Source organism: Tianweitania populi, from assembly GCF_014652875.1.
Lineage (GTDB): Bacteria > Pseudomonadota > Alphaproteobacteria > Rhizobiales > Rhizobiaceae > Tianweitania > Tianweitania populi.
Window position 1 is genome coordinate 33084 of sequence record NZ_BMZQ01000002.1, and the last position, 23096, is coordinate 56179.

Sequence of the window (23096 nt, forward strand, 5' to 3'; positions counted from 1 at the left end):
ACCCGTGCGATTGGAGGAGCGTCAGGCTCCCTAAGCCGGTTTTCTCAACATCGGCTCAAGGAGTATGACGCACTGAAACAGGATGTCAACAATGTCTACCAAGCTTGTAGATTAAGGCAATGCTTGATGAAAAGCGCCTCTAAGCCATTGATCCGGCTAAGATTCAGGCTCTTGTGGTAAGGCCAGACCTCAGCTCGCGTCCTGATTATATCCGGCTGAGGGTGTGAGATCGGAGGAAGAAAGGAGCGCGCGGTCGCCTGAGTCGGCGCGATATTCCGGCACGATGTGGAACAGCAGCTGCAGCGCGCGCTCGGCGTCTTCTGCGTCCGCTGCCGCCTCGATTTCGTCGATGGTGCGCTTCAGCAAGGCCTTGTCGATCACGCGCGGCGAGGCCATGACATAGCCTTCGTCAGTCCGTTCGTTCTTCACTTCGGATGGGTCGAACAGCTCTTCGTAGAGCTTCTCGCCGGGGCGCAGACCGGTGTAGGTGATCTCGATATCCACGCGCGGCTTGAGCCCCGCCAGCTGGATGAGGCGCTCGGCCAGGTCGACGATGCGCACGGGCTTGCCCATGTCGAGCACCATGATCTTGCCGCGCTCGTTTCTCTGCTGAAGCGCGTGCGACGACGCATGGAGCACGAGGCGCACGGCTTCCGGGATGGTCATGAAATAGCGGATGATATGCGGATGGGTGACCGTGACCGGCCCGCCGCGCGCGATCTGTTCCTGGAAGCGGGGCACGACGGAGCCGTTGGAGCCCAGCACATTGCCGAAGCGCACGGTCTTGAAGCGGGTCTTCGCGGACGCGAGGTCGAGCGACTGGCAATAGGCTTCGGCGCCGCGCTTGGTGGCGCCCATGACGTTGGTGGGGTTCACCGCCTTGTCGGTGGAGATCATCACGAAGGTCGAAGCGCCGGCTTCGAGTGCGGCATTGGCGATGTTGCGTGTGCCGAGCAGATTGGTTTTCACACCTTCGAGCGGGTTGTCCTCGACGAAGGGAACATGCTTGAGCGCCGCGGCATGGAACACGATGTCCGGCCGGTGTTCGGCGAACAGGCTTTGAACGCGGCCGGTGTCGCGGATGTCCATGATGCGCGAAACGACCGGCAGCTTCGGGTGGGTGTCGTGCAGTTCGAGATCGAGCTCGAACAGGTGGAACTCCGAGTTGTCGGTGGCAATCAACACGCGCGGCGCAAAGCCTGCAATCTGGCGGCAGATCTCAGAGCCGATCGACCCGCCTGCCCCGGTCACGAACACGACCTTGTCGTTGAGGAGGCGTGACACGCCTTCGAGGTCGGTTTGGACTTCAGCTCGGCCGAGAAGATCGCCGAGTTCGATCGGCTTGCGTTCCATGGCATCGCCGCTGCGCACTTCCGAGCGCTCGGATTCGCCCGGCAAACGCGACACGATCATGCCATGCGCTGTTGCAGCTTCCACGATCTCGCCAAGCCTCGCCCGATCGACGCCCGCTTCCGTAATCAGCAATTCGGTGATGGACACGCCGCGTCGCTTCAAGGCCGCGTTTATCGCCGGCAGATCCTCCAGCGAGCCCAGAACTTTGACGCCCTGCACCTTGCGGCCGAGATTGCTGCGCGACTTGTCGAGGATGCCGATAACGGACACGCCTCCGGCGGGATTGCGGCGCGCCGAGCGGATGAAGCTGTCGGCCGCATCGCTCATGCCCAGCAACAGGATATAGCGTCGGTTTTCCGACAAACGGCCGATCATCGGCGTGCCGAGGAAGCTGCGCTCCACGATCAGGCGATAGGTGAGCCGCGAGGCCGTCATGCCGCCGACAAGATAGATCATGGTCAGGATCGGCACGGAGCGCGGCAGCCATTCGCCACGCGAAACCAGGAACGCGGCGAGCGTGCAGGTGATCACGGCCGTCAGCGCTGCCTTGATGATAGCCGTCAGATCCGGCAAGGACACATAGCGCCAGGAGCCGGAACTCACCGAAAACAGGATGAAGGACACGGCGCACACGGCGGCAAAGGCGCCGATGCGCAGATGCAGATCCGGCACATACATCAGGCCAATCTCGCCGTAGAAGGTGAGATATGCGAGATAAACCGCGATACATGCGACGATCAGGTCGTGCGCGAGGCTGACATAGCGCAAAATGCCGTGATCCCTCGCAAAGCCGTAGAGACTCATTGCATCATCCAAACCCAATTCACGTCATTCACTTAGGACAACAGCCATGTGCAAGCAATTGCATCCGCATCACAGCGGCTTTCTCGCATCGACGGGTGCGGACAAATGAGGCTGGCCGTCACAGGGGCCAACGGCTTCATCGGGCGTCACGTCGTCCGCCATCTGGCTAATCAGGGCTACCAGGTGGCAGCGGGCATCCGCGCCGGTGCGGCAATCCCCGCTGACTGGAACGGCACGTCCGGGATCGACCTCGTTCGCCTGAGTGAAAAGCCCGACCAGTTCGCACCCTTGCTCGACGGCGCCGAGGCCGTGATCCACCTCGCCGGGCTGGCCGCCGTTCCGAAGGGCGATGACGTAGCCCAAGCCCTGCAGGCGGCGAATGTGGATCTGACCGCCGCGCTGGTGAAAGCCGCAAAGGCCGCCGGCGTTCAGAGTTTCATTCATCTTAGCTCCATCCGCGCCGTGGTCGGATCGACGTCATCGACCGTCGTGACGAACGAAACGCCGCCGGCGCCAGTCGAGCCCTATGGCCGCTCCAAGCTGGACAGCGAGCGTATCGTCGCCACCTTTGCCTCGCCGGAACGTCTGGCCGTCGCATTGCGGCCGCCGTTGGTGATCGGCGCCGATGCGGGCGGCAACTGGAAACGGCTTCAGCAGCTCGCTGCCAGCGGCCTGCCCCTGCCCTTCGGCGGCATCGACAATCGACGCTCCTACCTGTCCGTGCAGACCCTGAGCGAAGCGCTTGCGCATCTTGCCGGACGCGAATGGGCAGTTGACCTTTCGGGGACCTACTGCCTCGCCGATCCTCTCCCGCTTGCCCTTCCGGAGGTCATCACCGCCTTGCGGATGGGGATGAAGCGCGGCGGCCGCTTGTTCTTTTTGCCTGGCCTGTCCGCCACACGCGCCCTGCCCGTCTTGAGCGGTGCGGCCAACAGCCTGTTCGGCTCGTTGCCGGTCGATGCAGGCCACTTCTTCCGCTCCTTCGCCTTCGAGCCAAGCACGCCGCTGGTGAACGCCATCGAGGCGTCGGGCGCGCAATATGTTGCGGCTTCCTCATGAGACAGCTGGTCAGGCAGGCCCTTCCCCTTCTATGAGGCGTGCATGAAGCGCTTGCTCGACCTTTCTTTGGCCCTGATCGGCATTGTTCCCGCCTTGGCGGTGATCGGCATTCTGGTCATCTTCGTGCGCCGCGGCTCTCCGGGTCCCGGCCTTTTGCGGCAGGCGCGGGTGGGACGCGATGAGCAGGTCTTCACCTGTTTCAAGTTGCGCACGATGTTTGTGGATACGCCTGATCGCCCTAGCCACGAAGTCGGCCGCGTCGCCATCACTCCGATCGGCGGGTTGTTGCGGCGCACCAAGCTCGACGAACTGCCGCAGCTCATCAACATCCTGCGCGGCGAGATGAGCTTCGTGGGCCCACGCCCTTGCTTGCCGAGCCAGGTCGCCTTGGTCGAAGCCCGGCGCCGACACGGTGTTTCCCACCTGCGGCCAGGCATTACGGGCGTGTCGCAGGTAGCGGGCGTCGATATGTCCGATCCCGAACCCCTCGCCACGCTGGACGCAACCTATCTCGGTCAGATGACGGTTGCGCGCGATTTGCAACTGATCATCCAGACCGTGCTCGGTTCAGGTCGGGGTGACCGGGTCGTTTAAAATCGCTCTAGCGACGCGCGCTCAAGCAGCGTCATAGTGCGAAAAGATCTCGGTCTTCCCGTTCTTGCCGAACAGCACGACATCATAGGCTTCGCGTTCGGCCTCCGACCCCATGCCCGGCGCGCCCGTGGGCATGCCCGGCGCAGACAGGCCGATGGCGTCGCGGCGTTCGTCTAACAAGCGCACGATATCGGCAGCCGGCACATGTCCTTCGATCAGGTAGCCGTCGATGTGGGCCGTGTGGCAGGAGAACAGCGCTTCGGGAATGCCATTCTCGCGCTTGTAGCGATCAAGCTCGATCGCATCGATCGTTTCCACGGTGACCTTGAAGCCGGCTTTTTGCATAACATTCACCCAGGCCGAGCAGCAGCCACAGTTCGGATCCTTGAGGACATGGATTTCGCGGCTTTGCGCGTTTGCGGCCGGCATGGCCAGCGTCAGCCCAAGGGCAGAAGCGGCGAGCAGAAGTTTGCGGCGGGAATAAAGGTGAGTGGACATGACGATCCTTCATCTGACGGACAAACGGATCGAGCCGTCGCGCCGCCTTTTCGTGCCTTGGCTGCCGGTGGTGCCGAACCTGGCTCGTTCGCCATCCCCCGCCGAAGGCAAGTGCTTGCAGCATCGTTAAAGACCGCCATCGGGCAATGGTCTTTGAGGTAGATCAACGGGCATCAAAAATGCAGCGCTTCGCTCAGGCTCGTAAGGGCACCGAAGCCGTTTCGAGATCAGCTTGATTGACGCCGCTGCGCACATCGGCTCTGTAGCGCTCAGGTGAATGCGAGAGGACGCCATGAACATCAAAGAGATCGCACCGGACTATTCGGTTTCCGCGCAGATCCAGGCCGGCGATGTCGCCGAACTGAAGGCTGCCGGCTTCAAGAGCGTGATCTGCAACCGTCCCGACAATGAAGATCCCGGCCAGCCCAGCGTTGCCGAGATCCAGGCGGCCGTTGAAGCCGCTGGCCTGGAATTCCGCCATGTGCCGGTGATCAGCGGCCAGATGACCGCGCAGAATGTCGAGGAACAGGCGCAGGCGCTCGAAGCGTTGCCGAAGCCGGTCTTTGCTTATTGCCGGTCCGGCACGCGTTCCACCAACCTTTATGGCTATATCCAGGAAATGAACCGAGGCTAAGCCGCTAGCAGCTTAGTCGTGGTGCCCACCACCTAGTCTTGGCTGCAACGCCTCGGTAACCACGATCGACTTAGCGCGGGGAACATTTTCCGACTCATTAACTTCATCCGGTGACTGTCCGTGGGGGGCGGGACAACCGGGGAAAAAGAATGACGGATAAGGGGTCCGGTCCAAGTGCGGACAGGCTGAGTACCGTCATCAAGTGCGCCTACTGGTTTGCCTTGATGGTCATGTCCGCCATGACCATTGCTTCCTTCGTGCTGCTGCAGCAGATGATGACGGAACAGCAGCGCGACGCAGGCATCCTGCAACTGTCCGGCGAGCAGAAGGCGCTGTCGCAGCGCGTCGTATTTCTCGTGCTTGCCGCCAGCAAGGGCAATGGCGACAACGAAAACCTCGTTTACTCCCTCCGGTCCGCAACGGCGCTGTTCGAAAAGAACTATGATCGCCTGCTGTCGCTCACGGGTGCGGATTTCAACTCACCAAACGTGCAAGACCCTGCTTCGGTGGACGCCGTCTTCTACGGCAAGCCCTATCATCTCGACCACTTCTCAACGAGCCTGGCTGCCAATGGCTGGAGGCTCGCGACCGCAATCGAAGAGGGACTGGAGCAAGAAGGACAAAGTGCGACCTACCTTGCCGGCCGCGAGCGCGCCAATGTCGATCGCACCGTCGCCGACGCGACGCTCAACGCCTATGAGGCGCTGAGCACCCGGCTGATGGAGCAGGCCGAACAGCGGCGAGCGCAGCTGATGAGCATGCATCGCAAGCTGTTCATGCTGTCCATGGCGACGATCGCGATGATCGGTCTGCTGGTTTTCCGGCCGATGACGCAGATGATCGTGCGGCGCACCGGCCAGTTGGTGGAAGCGCGCAACGAAATGGCCTTTGCCGCCGAGCACGATTCGCTCACCAGCCTTTACAATCGCGCCTATCTCATCGCCAATTTCGAGCGTTTTCTGAGCGATATGCGCGCCCGTGGAGAGCGGCTCGCGGTGATCCAGATCGATCTCGACCGTTTCAAGCAGATCAACGACACGCTCGGTCATGCAGCGGGCGACATGGTGCTCAGCCGCACGGCGCAGCGCATGCGCCAGGCCTGCCGTGCCAAGGACATCTGCGTTCGCCTTGGCGGCGATGAATTCATCGTCCTCATTCCAGCACCCAACAGCTTCACCAGCGTCCAGTCCGCCACAACGCATCTGCTCGACACCATCAACCAGCCCCTCACTTTCAACGGGGCGACCATTCTTCCCGGTGCGAGCGCCGGCGTCGCGATTTTCCCTGACGATGCCAGCCGATCCGAGGATCTGATCGTGCATGCCGACCTCGCGCTGTATTCCGCCAAGCGGCTGGGCGGCGGAGCGTCCGCCTTCTTTTCCGGCGATCTGCGCGCCGAGCTCGATCATCACAAGGCATTTGCGCGCGACATCCGCATCGCGGTGGCTGATGACGCCTTCAACGTCTTCTTCCAGCCGCAGGTCGATCTGATCGGAGGGTCCGTGATCGGCGTTGAAGCGCTTATACGCTGGCGCCACCCCGTCCGCGGTACGATCTCGCCATCGATCTTCCTGCCTGTTGCGGAAAAAAGCGGCGCGATGGCAGATATCGGTCGCCTCGTCATTCGCAAGGCGATTGCGCAGGCAGGCATATGGCATCGCGCCGGCATCGTGTTCGGGCGGCTTGCCGTGAATGTGTCGAGCGCTGAATTGCGCGAGCCCGACTTCGAGAGCTTCCTGTTCAAGGCACTCGACCAGGCCGGCCTGCCGATCTCGTGCCTCTCGCTCGAGATCGTGGAATCCGTCATTCTCGACGACGAAAAGACGGGCATCGCCCACAAGCTGCGCCGGCTGCGGCTTGCCGGCATCCATCTCGAACTCGACGATTTCGGCACCGGCTATGCGTCGCTCAGCCATATCGATCCGGACCAGATCGACCGGGTGAAGATCGATCGCCGTTTCGTCAGCGGCATTGACCACCATGATGCCAATGCCAAGATCGTGCGCGCGGTGATCGAACTGGCGCGGGCGCTGGAGATCGGCGTGGTCGCCGAGGGTGCGGAAACGCAGGCGCAACTCGAAGCCCTGAAGCGTTTGGGATGCCCTGCCGTTCAGGGCTACGGCATCGCCTTCCCCATGCCCGGCCACGAAACCGCTGTGTGGCTGACGCAGCAGGCGCGCATGGTTGCCGGCCTGCCGCCATCAAGCCAGGTTGCCTGAAAAGCTCGAACACTGACAGGCTGACCGGACCGTCGAATCCGGCTATAGCTACGTCATGCCCATTCGCCAGCTTTCAGACAGCGTCATCAACCAGATCGCCGCCGGCGAGGTCATCGAGCGCCCCGCTTCGGTGGTCAAGGAGCTGGTGGAAAACGCGCTCGATGCCGGTGCCTCGCGTATCGAGATCGCGACGGCCGGCGGCGGGCTGACGCTTCTACGCGTCAGCGACGACGGCTGCGGCATGGGCCCGGACGAACTGCCGCTGGCGATCGGCCGCCATTGCACCTCCAAGCTCAGCGACGACATCTTCGACATCCGCTCGCTCGGCTTCCGCGGCGAAGCTCTGCCCTCGATCGGTTCGGTGTCGCGCCTGTCGATCCGCTCGCGTACACGCGATGGCGAGGCAGCCGAAATCCGGATCGAAGGCGGCACACTGCATCCGGTGCGCCCGGCGGCGGGCAATCAGGGCACGGTGGTGGAAGTGCGCGACCTCTTTTATGCCACCCCTGCCCGGCTGAAATTCATGAAAAGCGAGCGGGCCGAAACCGCCGCCATCACCGATTTGGTCAAGCGCATCTCCATCGCCTTTCCGCATGTCCGCTTCACCCTGTCCGGCAGCGACCGCTCCACGCTCGACCTCCCCGCCCATACAGGGCCCAATGCCCGGATCGCCCGCATCGCCGATGTGTTGGGCGCAGAGTTCGCCGACAACGCGCTGCCGCTGGAAGCCGGTCGCGAAGGCGTGCAGCTTGCCGGCTACATCTCCATTCCCGCCTTCAGCCGCGCCAACGCCCTGATGGCGCATGTTTATGTCAACGGCCGCCCGGTGCGCGACAAGATGCTCGGCGGCGCCATTCGCGGTGCCTATGCCGACGTTCTGTCGCGCGATCGCTATCCGGTGACCGCGCTGTTTCTGTCGCTCGATCCCGCACAAGTTGACGTCAACGTTCATCCCGCCAAGGCCGATGTCCGCTTCCGCGATCCCGGCCTGGTGCGCGGCCTCCTCGTCGGCGCGATCCGGCAGGCATTGGCGCTTGGCGGCGTGCGGGCGGCGACCTCGGGCGCGGATGCGATGCTGCAAGCGTTTCGTCCGGGCACGCCGCCCCCGTCCACTCCGCAGCCAGCGCCCTTCTCCTACACCGCCTCCCCCTCCCGCCCGCTAGACTTCGGCTTCCGCGAAAGCGCGCGCAGCGATTACGTCGCGGTTGAACCGGCACCCGCGCCTGAACCGCCGGATTTCATCACCGATCAGCAGACGCTGGGTGCGGCCCGCGCGCAGGTGCATGAGAACTACATCGTCGCTCAGACCGCCGATTCCCTCATCATCGTCGACCAGCACGCCGCCCATGAGCGCCTGGTCTACGAAGCGTTGAAAACCGCGCTGCATGACCGCCCTCTTCCCACCCAGATGCTGCTTCTGCCGGAGATCGTCGATCTGCCGGAAGACGACGCCAGCCGCCTCGAAACCCACGCTGACACGCTCGCCCGCCTCGGTCTCGTTCTGGAGCGCTTCGGCCCAGGTGCGATGGCCGTGCGTGAAACCCCGGCGATGCTCGGCGAAGTGGATGTGCCCGCGCTGATCCGCGATCTGGCCGACGAGATCGCCGACAGTGACACCACCGACGCGCTTACCCGCCGCCTTCATGCGATCGCCTCGCGCATGGCCTGCCATGGCTCTGTGCGCTCAGGCCGGCGGTTGCGGGCGGAGGAGATGAACGCGCTTTTGCGCCAGATGGAAGCGACGCCGGGGTCCGGCACCTGCAATCATGGCCGCCCCACCTATATTGAACTGAAATTGCACGATATAGAGCGGCTGTTCGGACGCCGCTGAGACCATATGATGATGAACCGTTTTGAAGGGCCCGGTGCCCGTGAAGCCAAGCTGCGCTACCTGGATGGCGACTTCCAGGTGACAAGCCCCGGCGCCTTTGTTCGCTGCGCCGTGACGCACGAGACGATCCCGCTCGACGAGCTGCGCTATTGGAGCGTCGAACGCCAGGAGCCTTACGCCAGCTGCGAGGTCTCCCTTCAGCGCGAAATCGACAACAATCCGGATCTGCGCAAGCGGGGTTGAATCAGCAAAGTCCCGGGGGATTGAAGCTCCCGCCCGTTAGGAGCATGGCTCGGCCATGCCGGCTTGCGCCCATCTCGGCGAGTCGGCGGTTTCATCAGCCTACGGACTTTGACTATGCAGACCTTCAAGCAATTCCTTATCCCGATCATCGTCGGCCTCGTGGTCGGCTTCGGCGCCATGACAGCCGACAAGATGCGCGGGCGCGAATGGGTAGTTTCGCCCGAACAGATCGCCCAGGCCAAGGCGGAGGGCAAAATGGGCTATGAAAGCGCGCCCGGCACGGTGACCGTACTGCCGATCCGCAGCGAAAGGGCCGATAGCCTCCCCTTCATCTGGACCTTCTATGGCATCGCCGCCGCTGCCGCGTCTTTCGTCGTGATCCGCCGCAAGGAAAAGGCAAAGGCCAAGCAGGCCTAGGACCCACCTCAGTCAGCCAGAAACTGCTCGCCGCTGCTTGTATGCGGCGAGCGTTGCGTCGATGATCCGCTGGGTCGCCGTGGGATTGTCGAAAGCGGTCTCGACCTCCAGCACGTCCACCCCCTCCAGGAAGCGGTTGGCCGCCGGCGACCAGCCCTGCAACCGCGCCGCGTCCTTGGCCGTGGTGATCAGCCTAGCATCCAGATCCGCCGCCGAGCGCTCGAGATCTGCGAGTTCGTCTTCCGCATAAGCATGATGATCGGGGAAGCTCCGCGTTCCCCTCAGCTCGCCGCCCGCATCGCGCACCGTGTCGAAGAACTTGGCATTGTTGCCGATCCCCGCGAAAGCCAGAAAGCGGCGTCCAACGAAATCCTGACCCGGCACGAGCCGCGTTTGCGCCTCGAATACCGCCCGCCCGGCACGAGCCGCCTTGCGGATCACGAGATCGCCCGCAGTACCCCGCCCCATCTTCAACACCGCATCGGTGAAGCGCAGTTGTTCCACCAGACCGGCGCGCAGCGGCCCCCCGGGGATGACATGGCCGTTGCCGATGCCGCGCGCCGCATCCACCACCAGAAGCGCGAAATCGATATGGATACGCGCGCTTTGAAACCCGTCATCCATGATCAGCGCGTCACAGCCCTGCTCGATCAGCAGCCGGGCGCCCGCTTGCCGATCGGCTGAAACAGCCACTGGCGCTGCCGCTGCCAGAAGCAACGGCTCGTCGCCGACATGGCGGGCAATATCGTGATGCAGGTCAACCAGATGCGGCTTGCCGAAGCTGCCGCCATGGCCGCGCGACAGGATCCCGGGCGTGAAGCCGCGCGCTCGAAAGGCTTTCGCCATGGCAATCGCCACCGGCGTCTTGCCCGTTCCGCCGACCGTAAAATTGCCGATGCACAGCACCGGCGCCGCGACCTTCACGCGCGCCGCCCGGCGCATCTGCCGCCCTGCCACCGCGCCATAGAGGGCCGAAGCCGGCCAAAGGCCCCAGGCGCGCCAGTCCGGTTGTTCCCACCAGAAGGGCGGTGCCTCGCTTGCCATCAGCCAAAGCCGCCTTCAAGCCGCGCTTTCACCACCAGCGGATGGATGAAGGGGTCGAGCGCGCGCAAGGTGCGATCGAGCGCGCCGCGCATGTCCTCCACGGTCGCAAAAGCTGCCGCACCCATCTTGTGCCGCACGGCATCGTTGTTGAGCAGGAAACTGACGGCACCCGCCAGCATCTCGCGATCCTTGACCAGCCGCGCACCGCCACCCTCGATCAGCTGCGAATAGGTGTCGCGAAAATTCTGCACGTTCTCGCCGGACAAAACGGCCGTTTCCAGCATGGCCGGCTCGATCGGGTTCTGCCCGCCCTGCCCGGCCATTGAGCGCCCCATGAAGGCGATCTCGGTCAGGCGCAGATAAAGCCCCATATCGCCGATCGTGTCGCCCAGCAGCACATCGACATCCGGCCGCACCGGCTCGTTCAGGCTTTGGCGCGCAACCGAAAGGCCGCGCTTGGCGAGGTCAGCCGCCACCGCGTCGCCGCGCTCGGGATGGCGCGGCACGATAATGGTCAGGATCCCCTCATGCCGGCTTTTCAGCTGCGCATGGACCTCGCCGGCGATCTCTTCCTCGCCCGGATGGGTCGAGACGGCCGCCCAGGTTTCGCGATCGTTGATCTGGCTGGCAAGCCGCTTGTGCATGCGCGGGTCGAATGGCGGCGGATCGGTGTCGAGCTTGAGATTGCCGGAGACGGTCACGGGACGCGCGCCCAGCGCACGGAAGCGCTCGCCGTCGAGTTCGGACTGCGCCACGACGAAAGCGAGGTTCTCGAACAGCGCTTCGGCCAGATGTGGCCGCTTCTGCCAAGACTTGAACGAGCGATCCGACAAACGCCCGTTCACCAGCACCTGCGGCACGCGCCGCTTGCCGAGCGCCAGGATCGTGGTCGGCCAGATCTCGGATTCCGCGATGATGGCGAGGTCTGGCTGCCAGTGATCGAGGAAGCGCTCCACCGCCGGCTTCAAATCCAGCGGCACATATTGGTGGATCACCTGATGGCCGAGCCGTTCCTCGACGATCTTTGCCGAGGTCACCGTGCCCGTCGTCAGCACCACCCGGATGCCGACATCGAGTATGCGCTCGATCAGCGGAATCACCGCGCCAGTCTCACCCACACTAGCGGCATGGATCCAGATCACAGGGCCGTTGGGACGCTCCTGCCCAGCCACGCCATAGCGCTCGCGCCTTCGTTGCCGGTCTTCCTTGCCGCGGCTGGCGCGGTAGGCAACATAAGGACCAACGAAGGGAAAAGCTGCCGAACCGGCAATGCCATAAAGCGACAGCAGCCGGCGTGCCCAGCGCTCGCTCATTGAGCGGCTCCGGTCTGGTTGGGCTTGGCATCCACCAGGTCATGCGCGCGCACCGTCACCTCGTTCAGGCCGCTGGTCACGGCCAAACGCAGCACTTCCATCTCGGCTTCGGTCGCATCATCGGCAACATGGATCGGTTCGCCAATCACCATGGCGCTGCGTCCGAAAGGCAGGCTGATCGTCATCTTGTCCCAGGAGCGTTCCACCACCTTGCGGCGGCTGCTGGCATAGGCGGCGGGAAAGATCGGTCGGCCGGAAATGCGGGCGAGCATGACGATGCCCATTCCGGCATCGCGCGGCGTCCCATTGGGAATATCTGCAACCATGGCCACCGATCTTCCCTCATCCAGTGACTTTTTAAGGGCAAGCAGCGCACGCGCGCCGCCTTTTTCGACCGACTTCTTGGCGCTGCGGCCGCCAGACCCGCGCACGATGCCGACGCCGAAGCGCTTCATCACCAGCGCGTTCAACTCGGCATCGCTGCTGCGCGAGACCATCACGTCGATGGGATATTCCTTGGGGTAGAGCGTCGGATACATCAGGTGCTGGCCGTGCCACACCGCATAGATCGCCGGCCCGTCCTGCGCCATGGATGTCGCGAGGTCGCTCGAGCCCGGCACGAGCCGGTTGGTGCCGCCGACGAAACGCAGGCCGCCTTCAACCAGAAAGGCGAGCGCATGCTTCACCACCGCCGAGTTCGCCAGGGGCCGGCGGATCGTCCGCCACAGCTCCTTGAGCGCGCGCGGCGAGTGGCGGCGGCGCGCGGGCGCCTTCCGCTTTGCGCTCACCTCCGTTGTCGTCACGCTTGCGGTGCCGCAGACACTGCCGGTTCGAGAAGGCGGTGAAGATGCACGATGAAATAGCGCATATGGGCGTTGTCGACCGTTTCCTGCGCCTTGGCGCGCCAGGCGCGTTCGGCCGACTTGTAGTCGGGGAAGATGCCGACGATGTCGAGGTCGTCGAGATTGCGGAAGTCGACGCCCTTGAGGGAGCTCAGCTCGCCGCCGAAAACCAGGTGCAGCAGCTGCTTGGGTTCTGTTTGTTCGGTCATGCGGCTCTCCAGAAAATCTAAGGTGATGCGGATGAACGCCGTTCTACATGGGCTCGGGCTGCGAAGTCACCGGAATTTTGCGAGGATCACCGTCATCTTCGCAAGCAGCGGCCCACTGCCGGCGGCAAGCGCGCCGTGCTTGGAATTGGCCGTCGCGTAAACCAACGGCTCGCCGGTCGCATCCACGACCTTTCCGCCCGCTTCATGCAAGATGCAATCGGCACCCGCCAGATCCCAATCATGGGAGTCGGGCTTCACGAAAGTCCCATCGATCTCACCGCGCGCCACCATGGCCACGCGATAAGCCAGCGACGGCACATAGGTCACCGGGCGGAAGTCGCGCCGGTCGGCTTCATCGAGAGACTGGATCATCGGCCTCGGCCCGCCGACCGCCGGCTCGGCACGGGTCGGCGCAACGGAGATCGCATGGCCGTTCAACCGCGCCCCGCCGCCAAGGGCTGCCTCGAAAATCTCGTTCTTCACCGGACAGTCGAGCACGCCGGCGATCGAGCGCCCATCTTCCACCACGCCGATCGAAACGCACCAGGTCGCCTTGCCTTCGATATAAGCGCGGGTGCCGTCGATCGGGTCGACCACGAAAGTGCGCTTGGCGGAAAGGCGATCCAGATTGTCGGCGGTTTCTTCCGACAGCCAGCCGTAATCAGGTCTTGCCGCGATCAGCGTTTCGCGCAGGAACTTGTCGACGGCGTAATCGGCCTCGCTCACCGGCGACTGGCCTTCCTTCCACCAGACTTCCGGCGACTGCTTGAAATAACGCATGGCGATCTCGCCCGCTTCCCGCGCGGCATCGCGTATCAGGTCGAGATCGGCATCAAAGGCGGTCGGGATCGTGTCAGCTTCCAGCAAGCGTCATTCCCTCGATCAGCAAGGTCGGCGCGGCGGTGCCGAAGTTGCGGTCCACATCGGAGGCTGGCACCATGCGCAAGAACATATCCTTCAAGTTGGAAGCGATCGTCACTTCGGCAACCGGATAGGCCAATTCGCCCTTCTCGATCCAGAAGCCCGATGCTCCACGGCTATATTCGCCGGTCACCATGTTGACGCCCTGACCGAACACTTCCGTTACGTAGAACCCGCTTTCCAGCCCGGCGATCATGTCTTCCGGCGAGATAGAACCCGGCTCGATGGCAAGGTTGGTCGAACTCGGCGAAACCGACGTACCATGACGCGCGCCGCGCCCGTTGGTGACCAGGCCCAGCTCCTTTGCGGCGGAGGTCGATAAGAACCACTGCTGCAGCACGCCGCCATCGACCATCACCAGCCGTTCGCCACGCACTCCTTCGCCATCAAAGGGCCGCGATGCCGAACCGCGCCTGCGGGTCGGATCATCCGTGACGGTAATCGCGGCCGACGCGACCTGCTTGTTCATGCTGTCGCGCAGGAAGCTGGTCTTGCGCGCAACCGAAGCGCCGTTGATTGCGCCTGCCAGATGTCCTGCAATGCCGCGTGCGACGCGTGGATCGAACACAACGGTGACCGGTCCAGTCTTCGCCTTGCGCGGCTTCAAGCGCCGCACAGCCCTTTCGCCAGCGCGGCGGCCGATCGTGGCGGCATCTTCCAGCTCGTTGAAGTGAATGCGCGACGAGAAATCATAATCGCGCTCCATGCCGGTGCCCTCACCCGCAATCACGCTGACCGAGCGCGAGAAGCGCGAGCCGACATAATGGCCGGTGAAACCGTGCGACGTCGCCAGCACCAGACCGCCATATCCGAAGCCCGCACCGCTGCCCGCCGAGTTCGTCACGCCCTCGATGCCAAGTGCAGCTTCCTCGGCCTCAAGTGCGGCTTCGCGTAACTGATCGCCGGACAGTTCAGTCGGGTCGAAAAGATCGAGATCATCGACGCCTTCTGACAGAAGCGATGGATCTGCCAGCGACTGATAGGGATCTTCCGGCGACACCTTCGCCATCGCCACAGCGCGCTCTGCCAAAGCCGCAATGTCGGCGCCGGCGTTGGCTGAAATATTCGCCACCCGCTGCCCGACAAAAACCCGCAGCGAGATGTCGTCGCTCTCAGATGCTTCCGTGTTCTCGACCTTGCCGAGACGAACCGAGACCCCCACCGAGCGTCCGCGAACGGCAACCGCATCGGCGGCATCGGCACCTGCGCGCTTGGCCGCTTCCACCAGCTCAGCCACCTGATTGACGAGCTTTTCGGCGGCTGAATCGGGCATTCTGTGTTCCTAAACGGGAAAAAACGGGCGCAAAACGGGACAAAAGCGGCAGGCGACGCCGTAAAAACCGGCTTCAGCAACCATCTATTGCCGGCTTTCGGCCTCTGCAATGGCGCAGTCGGTTTTAATCTGCTTCAGGCCGCGGCTTTGACCGCGACATCGACCGCACGTTTCAATTCATCCTTGACCGATAGCGTTTCGGACAGGACGCGATCGATCTTGAGGAAGTCGAGCGCCCGGTAGCGCGTGCCCGGCCGCAGATAGATTGCCGGCGGATTCTGCTTCATCTTCAACTGGTTGATCGCCTGCATCATGATCTGGTTGGCGCCCAGCAGCATATCCATCGACTTCGGCGTGCGGCCGATATCCTCGATCGGATCACCGATCACGTCGATCGCGATCACGATGTCAGCCTTCCCTTCAACCAGATCGAACGGCACCGGGTTGTAGATGCCGCCGTCGATCAAGGTCCGGCCATCGCGTTGAACCGGACTGAAGATCGCCGGAATCGCCGCCGACGCACACAGCGCCGATTGCAGCTCGCCGTCTTCGATAACCACTTGTTCCTGCTTGAAAAAATCAGTCGCAGTAACCTTCAGAGGTATATGCAAGTCCTCAAAACTGGCCGGCAGACCGTCCGGCAGGAAAGCACTTAACAGGCGCTGAATGTTGAACTGGCTGACCCGCAAACCGGACGACATCAGGTCGCTCAGCGTGCCAGGCCGAGCGCTCCACATGCGGCGCGTCAGTTCGGCTCGCTTGCTGAGAACGAGCCGAGCAAATTCATGGATTTCCTTGCCGCTCAGGCCGGAAGCCATGGCAGCGCCCATGATTGCGCCGATGGAGGAGCCGGCGATGGCGACCGGGCGGATGCCGAGTTCGTCGAGCGCTTCGATGACGTGGATGTGGGCAAGTCCGCGCGCACCGCCGCCGCCGAAGGCCACGGCGAAGCTTGGTTCGCTTCGCTTCGGCAGGGACGTACCCTGGGTTCGGTTGACGTCCACCACATCATCGAAGGCCATCTTACCCTCCGGTTTGGGTCTTTCCCTCGTCCGCTGCCGGCACCTCAGGCGATTCACCAGCGGGAGCCGGCGCAGGTGCCGGGCCAGACGTTGCAGCCGGCGGCGCACCGTCTTTCTTCGCAGCCGGGCCAACGATCATGATCGCAGGCTGGGCTTCAAGCAAGCGCTTTGCCTGCGCCTTGACGTCGTCCAGCGTCACCGCCTCGATCAGCCCTTCGCGGCGCTCGATGTAATCGATGCCGAGATCTTCCAGCTGGATCTGGGTCAGCGTCGCAGCGATCGAACCCGAGCTGTCGAGATTGTTGATGGCATAAGCGCCGATCGTGTAGCGCTTGGCCTTGTCGAGCTCTTCCTGCGTCGGACCACCATCCGCCATCCTCTTCACTTCCTGCCGGATGAGGTCGAGCGTTTCGCCCGAACGATCCGCGCGGGTCGCGGTGCCGATTGCAAGCGCCGACGAGTAGCGGCGCGTCGACAGCGACGAGCCCACGCCATAGGCCAGCCCGCGCTTTTCACGGACTTCCTCGAACAAGCGCGACAAGAAGGTGCCGCCGCCTAGAACCTCGTTCATGAGATAGGCTGCGAAGAAGCCTGGATCCTTGCGGCTGACGCCGGGGTAAGCAAGCTGAATGCTGGTTTGCGGCAGGTCGTAGTCGATCTTGATATCCTGGCCGAGCTTCATGTCGGCCTGCGGGATCTCGCGCAGTTCGGCATGTTCCGGCAGGGCGCCGAACACCTCGTCCAGATAGGCTTTCAGCTTTTCCGGATCGATCGCGCCGACGACGCTGACCACCAGATTGTCGCGGGCAAACTGTGCCTTGTGCATCGCGAGGAGATCATCGCGGGTCAGGCTGGTGAGGCTCTGCGTGCCGCCATCTTCCTGGCGGGCATAGGGATGCGAGCCGTAAACGGCGCGGCTCCAGGCGATCTTGGCCTGTTCCTGCGGATCGCGCGAACGGGCCGCGATACCGGCAAGCAGTTGCGAGCGGATGCGCTCGACCGGCTCGGCATCGAAGCGCGGCTTCTGTACGGACAAAGCCAGCAGCTTCATGCCTTCATCGAGATCCTCCTGGATGGCGCGGAACGAACCCTGGATCTCGTCGGTCGAAGACGCAAAGCTAATTTCTGCACCGGAATCATCGAGCCGATCCTGATAGGCTTCGCGATCGAGATCGCCTGCGCCCTCGTCGAAGAGGCCGGACATCAGGGTCGCGAGACCTTCCTTGCCGGCGGGGTCCTGCACCGAACCGCCCTTGAAGGCAAAGCGCATGGAAATGATCGGAACAGAATAATCTTCCACCAGCCAGGCGGTGACACCGGATTGGCTTTTCACCTCCTGGATCTTGACTGCGGCATGCGCCATCAGCGGCTGCATCGTCAGCCAAGCGAGTGCAAGGATGGTGGTGACGAAAGCGAGTTTCAAACGGGCCATGGTGGGAAGGAGCATCATCTCACAAAAACGATTCACGACTTCTCCTCCCCGGCAGGCAGCAGATAGCTGCTGACGGCACGCTTCTGGTTGAGGAACTCGGTTGCGGCGCGCTGGATATCAGCGGCTGTCAGCGCCTTGATGCGCTCGGGCCATTCCTCGATGTCCTTGATCTCGCCGCCGGTGGTCAGCGTCGAACCATAGATCCGCGCCATGCCGGACTGGTTGTCGCGCGCAAAGATCAGGCCGCGCACCAGACGGTTCTTGGCACGTTCCAGTTCCTGATCGCCGATGCCGTCCTTCACCAGACGCGCGATCTCGGCATCAACCGCCTTTTCCAGCGTTTCCAGCTTGGTTTCACCGATGGGCGAGCCGTAAACGGTGAAGCTCGACGCATCCAGCGCGGTGCCCTGATAATAGGAGCCGACGGATGCCGCGAGCTTCTCCTTCACGACAAGCGCCTGGTAAAGCCGGCTGCGCGCGCCGCCCCCAAGCACTTCAGCCAGAAGATCGAGCGCTTCGGCTTGGCCGGGCACCTTCTTGGCGCTGCCATAAGACGGCACAACCCAGGACTTCTGGTAGCTGGGAATCGTCACGCGCGGATCAGACATCGAGACGGTGCGCGACGTGTTCTGCTCCGGTTCCTGCGGGCGAACGCGCGGCGGCAGATCCGGACCGCGCTCAACCTTGCCATAGGTCTTTTCGGCCAGAGCCTTTACGCCTGCAACATCCACATCGCCGGCAACCACCAGCACTGCGTTGTTGGGCGCATAATAGCGGTTGTAGAAGTCGATGGCGTCAGCGCGGTTCAGCTCTTCCATTTCCTGCATCCAGCCGATCACCGGGATGCGATAGGGATGGTTCTGGTAGAGCGTCGCCGACATTTCTTCCTGAAGCAGCGCGCTGGGATCACCCTCGATGCGCATACGGCGTTCTTCAAGGATCACGTCGCGCTCAGGACCGATCACGGCATCCGTCAGAACGAGGTTGCGCATCCGGTCGGCCTCGAAGCCCATCATGGTTTCGAGTGCATCCGGCGATACCTGCTGGAAGAAGGCGGTGTAATCATAGGAGGTGAAGGCGTTTTCCGAGCCGCCGATCGCCGCAACCGCTGCCGAAAATTCGCCGGCCTTATGGTTCGAGGTGCCCTTGAACATCAGGTGCTCGAAGAAGTGCGCGATACCAGACTTGCCGGGCGCTTCATCGGCGCTGCCGATCTTGTACCACAGCATGTGCGTGACAACCGGCGCGCGACGATCCGGGATCACGACGACTTGCAGCCCATTGGCGAGGGTGAAGTTCTCGACCCGATTTTCGATTGCAGCAGCGGCCGGTTTTTCCTGTGCCATTGCCACGGGAACAGGTCCCGCCAGACACAGGCCGAGCGCAAGCGCCCCGCCCCAGTTCGATGCCAGTTTGCGCAACGCCATGCCGCTCCTCGCTTCCGAATGCAGATACCGCGAATCCCGCTTGGGCTCGCTGGACAGTTTCAAGCACGCTACACGTCAGGCGAAAGCGGCCAAAGTCAGGCGCGGCGAATGAAACGAATAACCGTTTCGCCGTAGTTGCGCTCGTCTTCGGTCACGAAGCCTTGAGGCAGGTCGAACGGGGCGGCGGCACTTTCTTCCACCACACACAGAACATCAGGCTCGAGCCATCCGCCCTTCAAGGCAGACAGCAGGGCGGCCTCGCCGAGTTGCTTGTTATAAGGCGGGTCGGCAAAAAGCAGGCCGAAGGGCTGCAGGGTGCCGACCGGACCAAGCGAGGTCGCATCGCGGCGAAAGATCCGGGTGCGCCCTTGCAGGCTAAAGGCTTCGACATTTTCGCGGATCAAGCCGCGGCCTTCCGCGCCTTCCTCGATGAACACAGCGCTGGCAGCACCACGCGACACGGCTTCAAGCCCGAGCGCGCCCGTTCCCGCAAAGAGATCGAGCACGCGCCGGCCTTTCAGCGCATCGGGGAAGCGATGGGCAAGCACGTTGAAGACCGCTTCGCGGGTGCGGTCGGTGGTGGGGCGGATGGACTGCGTGCGGGGCGTGGCGAGCGCGCGCCCGCGCAGCTCACCGCCGACGATCCGCATTTCTTCCGCCGCTCCTCGGACCACCGCCGGGTCCACCACGCTTCGGACCATCATTGCCGCGGCTTTCGCCGCCGGCGCGTGGACCAGCCTCGCTCCTCGGCTTGAACGAGCGGGTCTCCGGCCTGTCACCGCCGGATGGACGATCCTTGTTGAACGGACGCTTGTCGCCGAACGGCTTCTTGGCGAAGGGCTTGTCGCCTGCAGGACGCGGAGCGCGATCTTCGCTGCGAGTTTCCGGCCGGTCGCGCTTTACATAGGACTGACCCTCGCTGGAGCGTGCACGGTAGGGCTTGGCTGCTCCTTCCTCGCGGTCGCCACGCGGCGCGCCGAAACCACCTTCCGGACGGTCGCGCTTGACGAAGGGGCGCCCTTCGGTCGGGCGCGCACGATATGGCTTCGCACCGCCCTCTTCACGGTTTTCGCGGGGGCCGCTCTCCCGGGGCTTGAAGCTGCGGCCTTCGGAGCTGGCATCGCTGCGATAGGGCCGGTCGGAGGATGGGCGCGAGCGTGGTGCGCGCGCTTCATCGCGTGCTGCTCGTTCGGCCGCTTCCGCCTCGACCTTCTTGTCGCTTCTCGGTCGCGCGCCGGGTGCCATCCAGACATTGGCATTGCGGCGGGGCGGCGGTGGCGCGCGCTCTTCTTCGCGCTTGCCGCGCGGACCCGCTCCGCCCGATTTGAAGCCGCCTGGCTTATCGCCGAACCGGCCAGCGGGTTTGTCGCCGAAGCGATCCGGCTTGTCGCCAAAGCTGCGCGGCTTGTCGCCGAACCGGCCTTGTGGCTTGGTTTGCAGCCGGTCCAGCATGTCGGTGCGGTGGTCTTCACGCTCCCGCTTGCGGTTCGGCGTGCCTTCGCTGCGACGTTCACGCTGCGGTTCTTCCGCGCGCGCAGGCGCAGGCGCAGCGCGGTCGGGCAGATCGAACACTGCGCCGGATTCGGCCATCAAGCGTTCACCCAGCTGGTCACGCAGATAGCGGCCCTTCAGCTCGGACACGGTGCCTTCCGGCAACTCACCCAGCTGGAACGGGCCGTAGGAAATGCGGATCAGGCGGGTGACGTCGAGACCGAGCGCCCCCAGCACGTTCTTGACCTCGCGGTTCTTGCCTTCACGCAAACCGATCGTCAGCCAGGCATTGGAGCCCTGCTGCCGGTCGAGCGCGGCTTCGATCGAGCCATAGAATACGCCGTCGACGGCGATGCCGTTCTTCAATTCGGCAAGCTTGGCCTCATCCACCGTGCCGTGAACGCGGACGCGGTAACGCCGCAGCCAGCCGGTGGCCGGCAGTTCCAGAACGCGCGCCAGCCCGCCATCGTTGGTCAGCAGCAGCAGGCCCTCGGTATTGATGTCGAGGCGACCAACGGTGAGCAGACGCGGAAGATCCTTGGGCAGCACGTCGAACACTGTGCGGCGGCCTTCCGGGTCCTTGTTGGTGGTGACCACACCACCCGGCTTGTGGAACAGGAACAGCCGCGTGCGCTCGATCTCGGGGATCGGATTGCCGTCGAGTTCGATGCGATCATTGGCGGTGACGTTGCGGGCCGGGCTGTCGAGCACCACACCGTTGACCCGGATGCGGCCGTCGGCGATCAGCGCTTCGGCATCGCGGCGCGAGGAAATGCCCGCGCGCGCCAGCCGCTTGGCGATGCGCTCGCCATTCGTCGGATCTTCCACCTCGACCATGCGGCGGCGCGGTGGCGGCGCATCGCCGTCACGCGGCTTGCGATCGCCGGACGGCCGGTCGCCGAAAGGCTTTCTGTCGCCGAACGATTTGCGTTCGCCAAACGGCTTGCGGTCATCGAACGGCCTGTCGCCGGCCGGACGATCGCCGCGTGGCTTGTCTCCATAGGGCTTGTCACCATGCGGCTTGGCGCCATAAGGCTTGTCGCCGCGCGGTTTGTCGGCGCGAGGGCGATCGTCTCGCGGCCTGTCACCCTGAGGGCGATCGCGGTCAGCGCGTGCGCCCGGGCGGCTGTTGCCGGGCTTGAATGGTTTTTTGCGGTCGTCGTCCATGTGGCCTTCGTCGTGTTCGGCGGATAGATACCCGCTTCGCCTTGGCGTTGCGAGGTTTATAGTGCGGATACGATCATGACGCAGCCGGATTTCATGGCAATCGCCTTCGAACAGGCGGAAAAAGCCGCAGCGAGAGGCGAAGTGCCCGTTGGCGCCGTGATTGTCGGCAACGGCGCGGTCATTGCTGCGGGCGGAAACGAAACGCGCTTGCGCAACGATCCCACTGCCCATGCCGAGATCGTGGCAATCCGCAGCGCCTGCGAACAGCTCGGTCAGGAAAGGCTGACCGGTCTCGATCTTTACGTGACGCTGGAGCCCTGCGCCATGTGCGCGGCGGCGATTTCGTTCGCCAGGATGCGCCGGCTTTATTACGGCGCTTCAGACCCGAAGGGCGGGGGCGTCGAGCATGGCGGCCGCTTCTTCACACAGCCGACCTGCCATCACCAGCCGGACATCTATTCCGGCTTGGGCGAGACGCGCTCGGCAGATTTGCTGCGGCGCTTCTTTGCCGGGAAGCGTGACGCTTAAAGCCAGGGGATCCAGCTCTTGCCGCTGCTGCCCGACTCCTTGCGAGCCGCAGCCTTGGCACGACGCTCCTTCACAGCCTCATCCTCGCCGATGTCGTTGGCATCGGCCGTGGCGGATGGCTCGCGATAGGTGAGCGGCGGCTCGCTGAGATACTTGCGGCTGGTCGGGCTGCCCTGACGCTGTTCGGCAACGCGGCGGCGGACCTCTTCGCGCTCGCTGCGGGCGCCGGGTTCCAGACCGTTCATCGGACGCTCGGACAAGCGGGCGTTGACCGCGACAGGCTGGCGTGCGCGCGCTGCCGGATCGACATCCGGCACGACTTCGGGACGGTAGTTCGGGTTATTTTGATTGGCCGTCGCGTCGGCGCGAATACGCGCACGGCGCTGTTCGGGCGATTCCGGCCAGGCGGTGTTGTCGGCGGAAGCGACGCTTTCCTGCGGCGGCGGCAGGTTCTTGGAGGACGGGCGCACGAGATCAGGGCGCGGCTTGTAGTCGATCCGTTCCTTTTTCTCACCCATGCCCAGCGCGAACATGCCCGACACATCCTCGACGAGTTGCTCGTTGGCCGTCTTGTCCGTGCCGTAAGTGGGCGAGGACATGCAGCCTGCAGCCAAAGCGCTGGCGAAAAGAACCGGCGCTACAATCGCAGCACGCCTTGCCGAGAAGCCTGTCATATCGTCGCTTCGCCCTTCATCACCATCCAGCCAGAACCACCTCGACGAGACGGTTCTCCCGGCCAAGCGCCGGATGCGGCTCCCCAGCCGCATGAACGCCC

The 23096-nt window shown here is 63.6% G+C and carries 23 protein-coding genes; 9 read left to right on the top strand and 14 right to left on the bottom strand.

Translation table 11 applies throughout. The features are described from left to right. Positions 1 to 189: 189 nt before the first annotated feature. Positions 190 to 2157: a polysaccharide biosynthesis protein gene (locus IE166_RS09495; RefSeq protein WP_189503358.1), complete on the bottom strand. Its 1968-nt coding sequence runs from the start codon at positions 2155 to 2157 to the stop codon at positions 190 to 192. Between the two features lie 105 nt (positions 2158 to 2262). Between IE166_RS09495 and IE166_RS09500 the strand changes: the two genes are divergently transcribed. Further along, on the top strand, positions 2263 to 3216 hold the full coding sequence (locus tag IE166_RS09500) for an NAD-dependent epimerase/dehydratase family protein (RefSeq protein WP_189503359.1): 954 nt from the start codon (positions 2263 to 2265) through the stop codon (positions 3214 to 3216). Between the two features lie 42 nt (positions 3217 to 3258). After that, positions 3259 to 3810, top strand: coding sequence for a sugar transferase (locus tag IE166_RS09505; protein ID WP_189503360.1), 552 nt, complete (start codon positions 3259 to 3261; stop codon positions 3808 to 3810). Between the two features lie 21 nt (positions 3811 to 3831). Here the strand turns inward: IE166_RS09505 and IE166_RS09510 are convergent, their stop codons facing one another. Continuing rightward, a complete protein-coding gene (locus IE166_RS09510; protein ID WP_189503361.1) occupies positions 3832 to 4308 on the bottom strand; it encodes a DUF411 domain-containing protein in 477 nt (158 codons plus the stop codon). Between IE166_RS09510 and IE166_RS20810 the strand changes: the two genes are divergently transcribed. The 6 genes from IE166_RS20810 to IE166_RS09535 all read left to right on the top strand — a co-directional run bounded on the left by IE166_RS20810 (position 4307) and on the right by IE166_RS09535 (position 9652). Further along, a complete protein-coding gene (locus IE166_RS20810; protein ID WP_280514872.1) occupies positions 4307 to 4438 on the top strand; it encodes a hypothetical protein in 132 nt (43 codons plus the stop codon). The two genes, IE166_RS09510 and IE166_RS20810, sit on opposite strands and share 2 nt — an antisense overlap. A 162-nt stretch (positions 4439 to 4600) precedes the next feature. Next, a complete protein-coding gene (locus IE166_RS09515) occupies positions 4601 to 4942 on the top strand; it encodes a TIGR01244 family sulfur transferase (protein WP_189503362.1) in 342 nt (113 codons plus the stop codon). A 149-nt stretch (positions 4943 to 5091) separates the two neighbouring features. Then, positions 5092 to 7161 (top strand): putative bifunctional diguanylate cyclase/phosphodiesterase, encoded by a 2070-nt coding sequence (locus IE166_RS09520; RefSeq protein WP_189503363.1) that lies wholly within the window; start codon positions 5092 to 5094, stop codon positions 7159 to 7161. 55 nt (positions 7162 to 7216) lie between these two features. Further along, positions 7217 to 8992 carry a DNA mismatch repair endonuclease MutL gene (mutL, locus tag IE166_RS09525; RefSeq protein ID WP_189503364.1) on the top strand — a complete coding sequence of 592 codons (1776 nt, stop codon included), beginning with the start codon at positions 7217 to 7219 and terminating at the stop codon, positions 8990 to 8992. A 9-nt stretch (positions 8993 to 9001) separates the two neighbouring features. Then, positions 9002 to 9235 (top strand): DUF2093 domain-containing protein, encoded by a 234-nt coding sequence (locus tag IE166_RS09530; RefSeq protein ID WP_189505797.1) that lies wholly within the window; start codon positions 9002 to 9004, stop codon positions 9233 to 9235. A gap of 114 nt (positions 9236 to 9349) precedes the next feature. Continuing rightward, positions 9350 to 9652 carry a hypothetical protein gene (locus IE166_RS09535; protein WP_189503365.1) on the top strand — a complete coding sequence of 101 codons (303 nt, stop codon included), beginning with the start codon at positions 9350 to 9352 and terminating at the stop codon, positions 9650 to 9652. 12 nt (positions 9653 to 9664) lie between these two features. Here IE166_RS09535 and lpxK read toward each other — a convergent pair whose 3' ends face one another. The 11 genes from lpxK to IE166_RS09590 form a co-directional block, all read right to left on the bottom strand. Next, entirely contained in the window at positions 9665 to 10696 is a 1032-nt protein-coding gene (lpxK, locus tag IE166_RS09540) for a tetraacyldisaccharide 4'-kinase (RefSeq protein WP_189503366.1), read from the bottom strand. Further along, the gene (gene waaA, locus IE166_RS09545) at positions 10696 to 12009 is read right to left on the bottom strand and encodes a lipid IV(A) 3-deoxy-D-manno-octulosonic acid transferase (RefSeq protein WP_189503367.1); all 1314 of its coding nucleotides are present in this window, start codon (positions 12007 to 12009) and stop codon (positions 10696 to 10698) included. The genes lpxK and waaA overlap by 1 nt, the downstream gene beginning before the upstream one ends. Beyond that, a complete protein-coding gene (locus IE166_RS09550; protein ID WP_244641432.1) occupies positions 12006 to 12812 on the bottom strand; it encodes a lysophospholipid acyltransferase family protein in 807 nt (268 codons plus the stop codon). The genes waaA and IE166_RS09550 overlap by 4 nt, the downstream gene beginning before the upstream one ends. Then, a complete protein-coding gene (locus IE166_RS09555; protein ID WP_189503368.1) occupies positions 12809 to 13060 on the bottom strand; it encodes a DUF4170 domain-containing protein in 252 nt (83 codons plus the stop codon). The genes IE166_RS09550 and IE166_RS09555 overlap by 4 nt, the downstream gene beginning before the upstream one ends. 66 nt (positions 13061 to 13126) lie before the next feature. Next, entirely contained in the window at positions 13127 to 13927 is an 801-nt protein-coding gene (locus IE166_RS09560; RefSeq protein ID WP_244641433.1) for a 3'(2'),5'-bisphosphate nucleotidase CysQ, read from the bottom strand. Then, positions 13914 to 15254: a TldD/PmbA family protein gene (locus tag IE166_RS09565; protein ID WP_189503369.1), complete on the bottom strand. Its 1341-nt coding sequence runs from the start codon at positions 15252 to 15254 to the stop codon at positions 13914 to 13916. The genes IE166_RS09560 and IE166_RS09565 overlap by 14 nt, the downstream gene beginning before the upstream one ends. Before the next feature lie 134 nt (positions 15255 to 15388). Continuing rightward, positions 15389 to 16276 (bottom strand): patatin-like phospholipase family protein, encoded by an 888-nt coding sequence (locus tag IE166_RS09570; protein ID WP_189503370.1) that lies wholly within the window; start codon positions 16274 to 16276, stop codon positions 15389 to 15391. 1 nt (position 16277) lies between these two features. Next, complete coding sequence (locus tag IE166_RS09575; RefSeq protein WP_244641434.1) at positions 16278 to 17744, bottom strand: M16 family metallopeptidase; 1467 nt, start codon at positions 17742 to 17744, stop codon at positions 16278 to 16280. Next, the gene (locus IE166_RS09580) at positions 17741 to 19135 is read right to left on the bottom strand and encodes a M16 family metallopeptidase (RefSeq protein WP_189503371.1); all 1395 of its coding nucleotides are present in this window, start codon (positions 19133 to 19135) and stop codon (positions 17741 to 17743) included. The genes IE166_RS09575 and IE166_RS09580 overlap by 4 nt, the downstream gene beginning before the upstream one ends. Before the next feature lie 95 nt (positions 19136 to 19230). Continuing rightward, positions 19231 to 19785, bottom strand: coding sequence for a 16S rRNA (guanine(966)-N(2))-methyltransferase RsmD (gene rsmD, locus IE166_RS09585; RefSeq protein WP_189503372.1), 555 nt, complete (start codon positions 19783 to 19785; stop codon positions 19231 to 19233). Beyond that, a complete protein-coding gene (locus IE166_RS09590) occupies positions 19766 to 21793 on the bottom strand; it encodes a pseudouridine synthase (RefSeq protein ID WP_189503373.1) in 2028 nt (675 codons plus the stop codon). The genes rsmD and IE166_RS09590 overlap by 20 nt, the downstream gene beginning before the upstream one ends. A 93-nt stretch (positions 21794 to 21886) precedes the next feature. Here IE166_RS09590 and IE166_RS09595 point away from each other — a divergent pair, with 93 nt between their 5' ends. Continuing rightward, positions 21887 to 22321: a nucleoside deaminase gene (locus tag IE166_RS09595; protein WP_189505805.1), complete on the top strand. Its 435-nt coding sequence runs from the start codon at positions 21887 to 21889 to the stop codon at positions 22319 to 22321. On the opposite strand, the gene IE166_RS09600 is transcribed toward IE166_RS09595, so the two are convergent. Continuing rightward, complete coding sequence (locus IE166_RS09600) at positions 22318 to 22995, bottom strand: hypothetical protein (RefSeq protein ID WP_189503374.1); 678 nt, start codon at positions 22993 to 22995, stop codon at positions 22318 to 22320. The two genes, IE166_RS09595 and IE166_RS09600, sit on opposite strands and share 4 nt — an antisense overlap. Positions 22996 to 23096 lie beyond the last annotated feature (101 nt).

What these genes read in the sequence shown, in the direction of transcription:
- waaA (WP_189503367.1), bottom strand. Translation starts at nt 12,009, where the DNA reads ATGAGCGAGCGCTGGGCACGCCGGCTGCTGTCGCTTTATGGCATTGCC.
- IE166_RS09530 (WP_189505797.1), top strand. Translation starts at nt 9,002, where the DNA reads ATGATGAACCGTTTTGAAGGGCCCGGTGCCCGTGAAGCCAAGCTGCGC.
- IE166_RS09500 (WP_189503359.1), top strand. Translation starts at nt 2,263, where the DNA reads ATGAGGCTGGCCGTCACAGGGGCCAACGGCTTCATCGGGCGTCACGTC.
- IE166_RS09580 (WP_189503371.1), bottom strand. Translation starts at nt 19,135, where the DNA reads ATGGCGTTGCGCAAACTGGCATCGAACTGGGGCGGGGCGCTTGCGCTC.
- IE166_RS09515 (WP_189503362.1), top strand. Translation starts at nt 4,601, where the DNA reads ATGAACATCAAAGAGATCGCACCGGACTATTCGGTTTCCGCGCAGATC.
- lpxK (WP_189503366.1), bottom strand. Translation starts at nt 10,696, where the DNA reads ATGGCAAGCGAGGCACCGCCCTTCTGGTGGGAACAACCGGACTGGCGC.
- IE166_RS09510 (WP_189503361.1), bottom strand. Translation starts at nt 4,308, where the DNA reads ATGTCCACTCACCTTTATTCCCGCCGCAAACTTCTGCTCGCCGCTTCT.
- IE166_RS09570 (WP_189503370.1), bottom strand. Translation starts at nt 16,276, where the DNA reads ATGGCCTTCGATGATGTGGTGGACGTCAACCGAACCCAGGGTACGTCC.
- IE166_RS09600 (WP_189503374.1), bottom strand. Translation starts at nt 22,995, where the DNA reads ATGACAGGCTTCTCGGCAAGGCGTGCTGCGATTGTAGCGCCGGTTCTT.
- IE166_RS09505 (WP_189503360.1), top strand. Translation starts at nt 3,259, where the DNA reads ATGAAGCGCTTGCTCGACCTTTCTTTGGCCCTGATCGGCATTGTTCCC.
- IE166_RS09565 (WP_189503369.1), bottom strand. Translation starts at nt 15,254, where the DNA reads ATGCCCGATTCAGCCGCCGAAAAGCTCGTCAATCAGGTGGCTGAGCTG.
- rsmD (WP_189503372.1), bottom strand. Translation starts at nt 19,785, where the DNA reads ATGCGGATCGTCGGCGGTGAGCTGCGCGGGCGCGCGCTCGCCACGCCC.
- IE166_RS20810 (WP_280514872.1), top strand. Translation starts at nt 4,307, where the DNA reads ATGACGATCCTTCATCTGACGGACAAACGGATCGAGCCGTCGCGCCGC.
- IE166_RS09555 (WP_189503368.1), bottom strand. Translation starts at nt 13,060, where the DNA reads ATGACCGAACAAACAGAACCCAAGCAGCTGCTGCACCTGGTTTTCGGC.
- IE166_RS09520 (WP_189503363.1), top strand. Translation starts at nt 5,092, where the DNA reads ATGACGGATAAGGGGTCCGGTCCAAGTGCGGACAGGCTGAGTACCGTC.
- IE166_RS09495 (WP_189503358.1), bottom strand. Translation starts at nt 2,157, where the DNA reads ATGAGTCTCTACGGCTTTGCGAGGGATCACGGCATTTTGCGCTATGTC.
- IE166_RS09595 (WP_189505805.1), top strand. Translation starts at nt 21,887, where the DNA reads ATGGCAATCGCCTTCGAACAGGCGGAAAAAGCCGCAGCGAGAGGCGAA.
- IE166_RS09535 (WP_189503365.1), top strand. Translation starts at nt 9,350, where the DNA reads ATGCAGACCTTCAAGCAATTCCTTATCCCGATCATCGTCGGCCTCGTG.
- mutL (WP_189503364.1), top strand. Translation starts at nt 7,217, where the DNA reads ATGCCCATTCGCCAGCTTTCAGACAGCGTCATCAACCAGATCGCCGCC.
- IE166_RS09590 (WP_189503373.1), bottom strand. Translation starts at nt 21,793, where the DNA reads ATGGACGACGACCGCAAAAAACCATTCAAGCCCGGCAACAGCCGCCCG.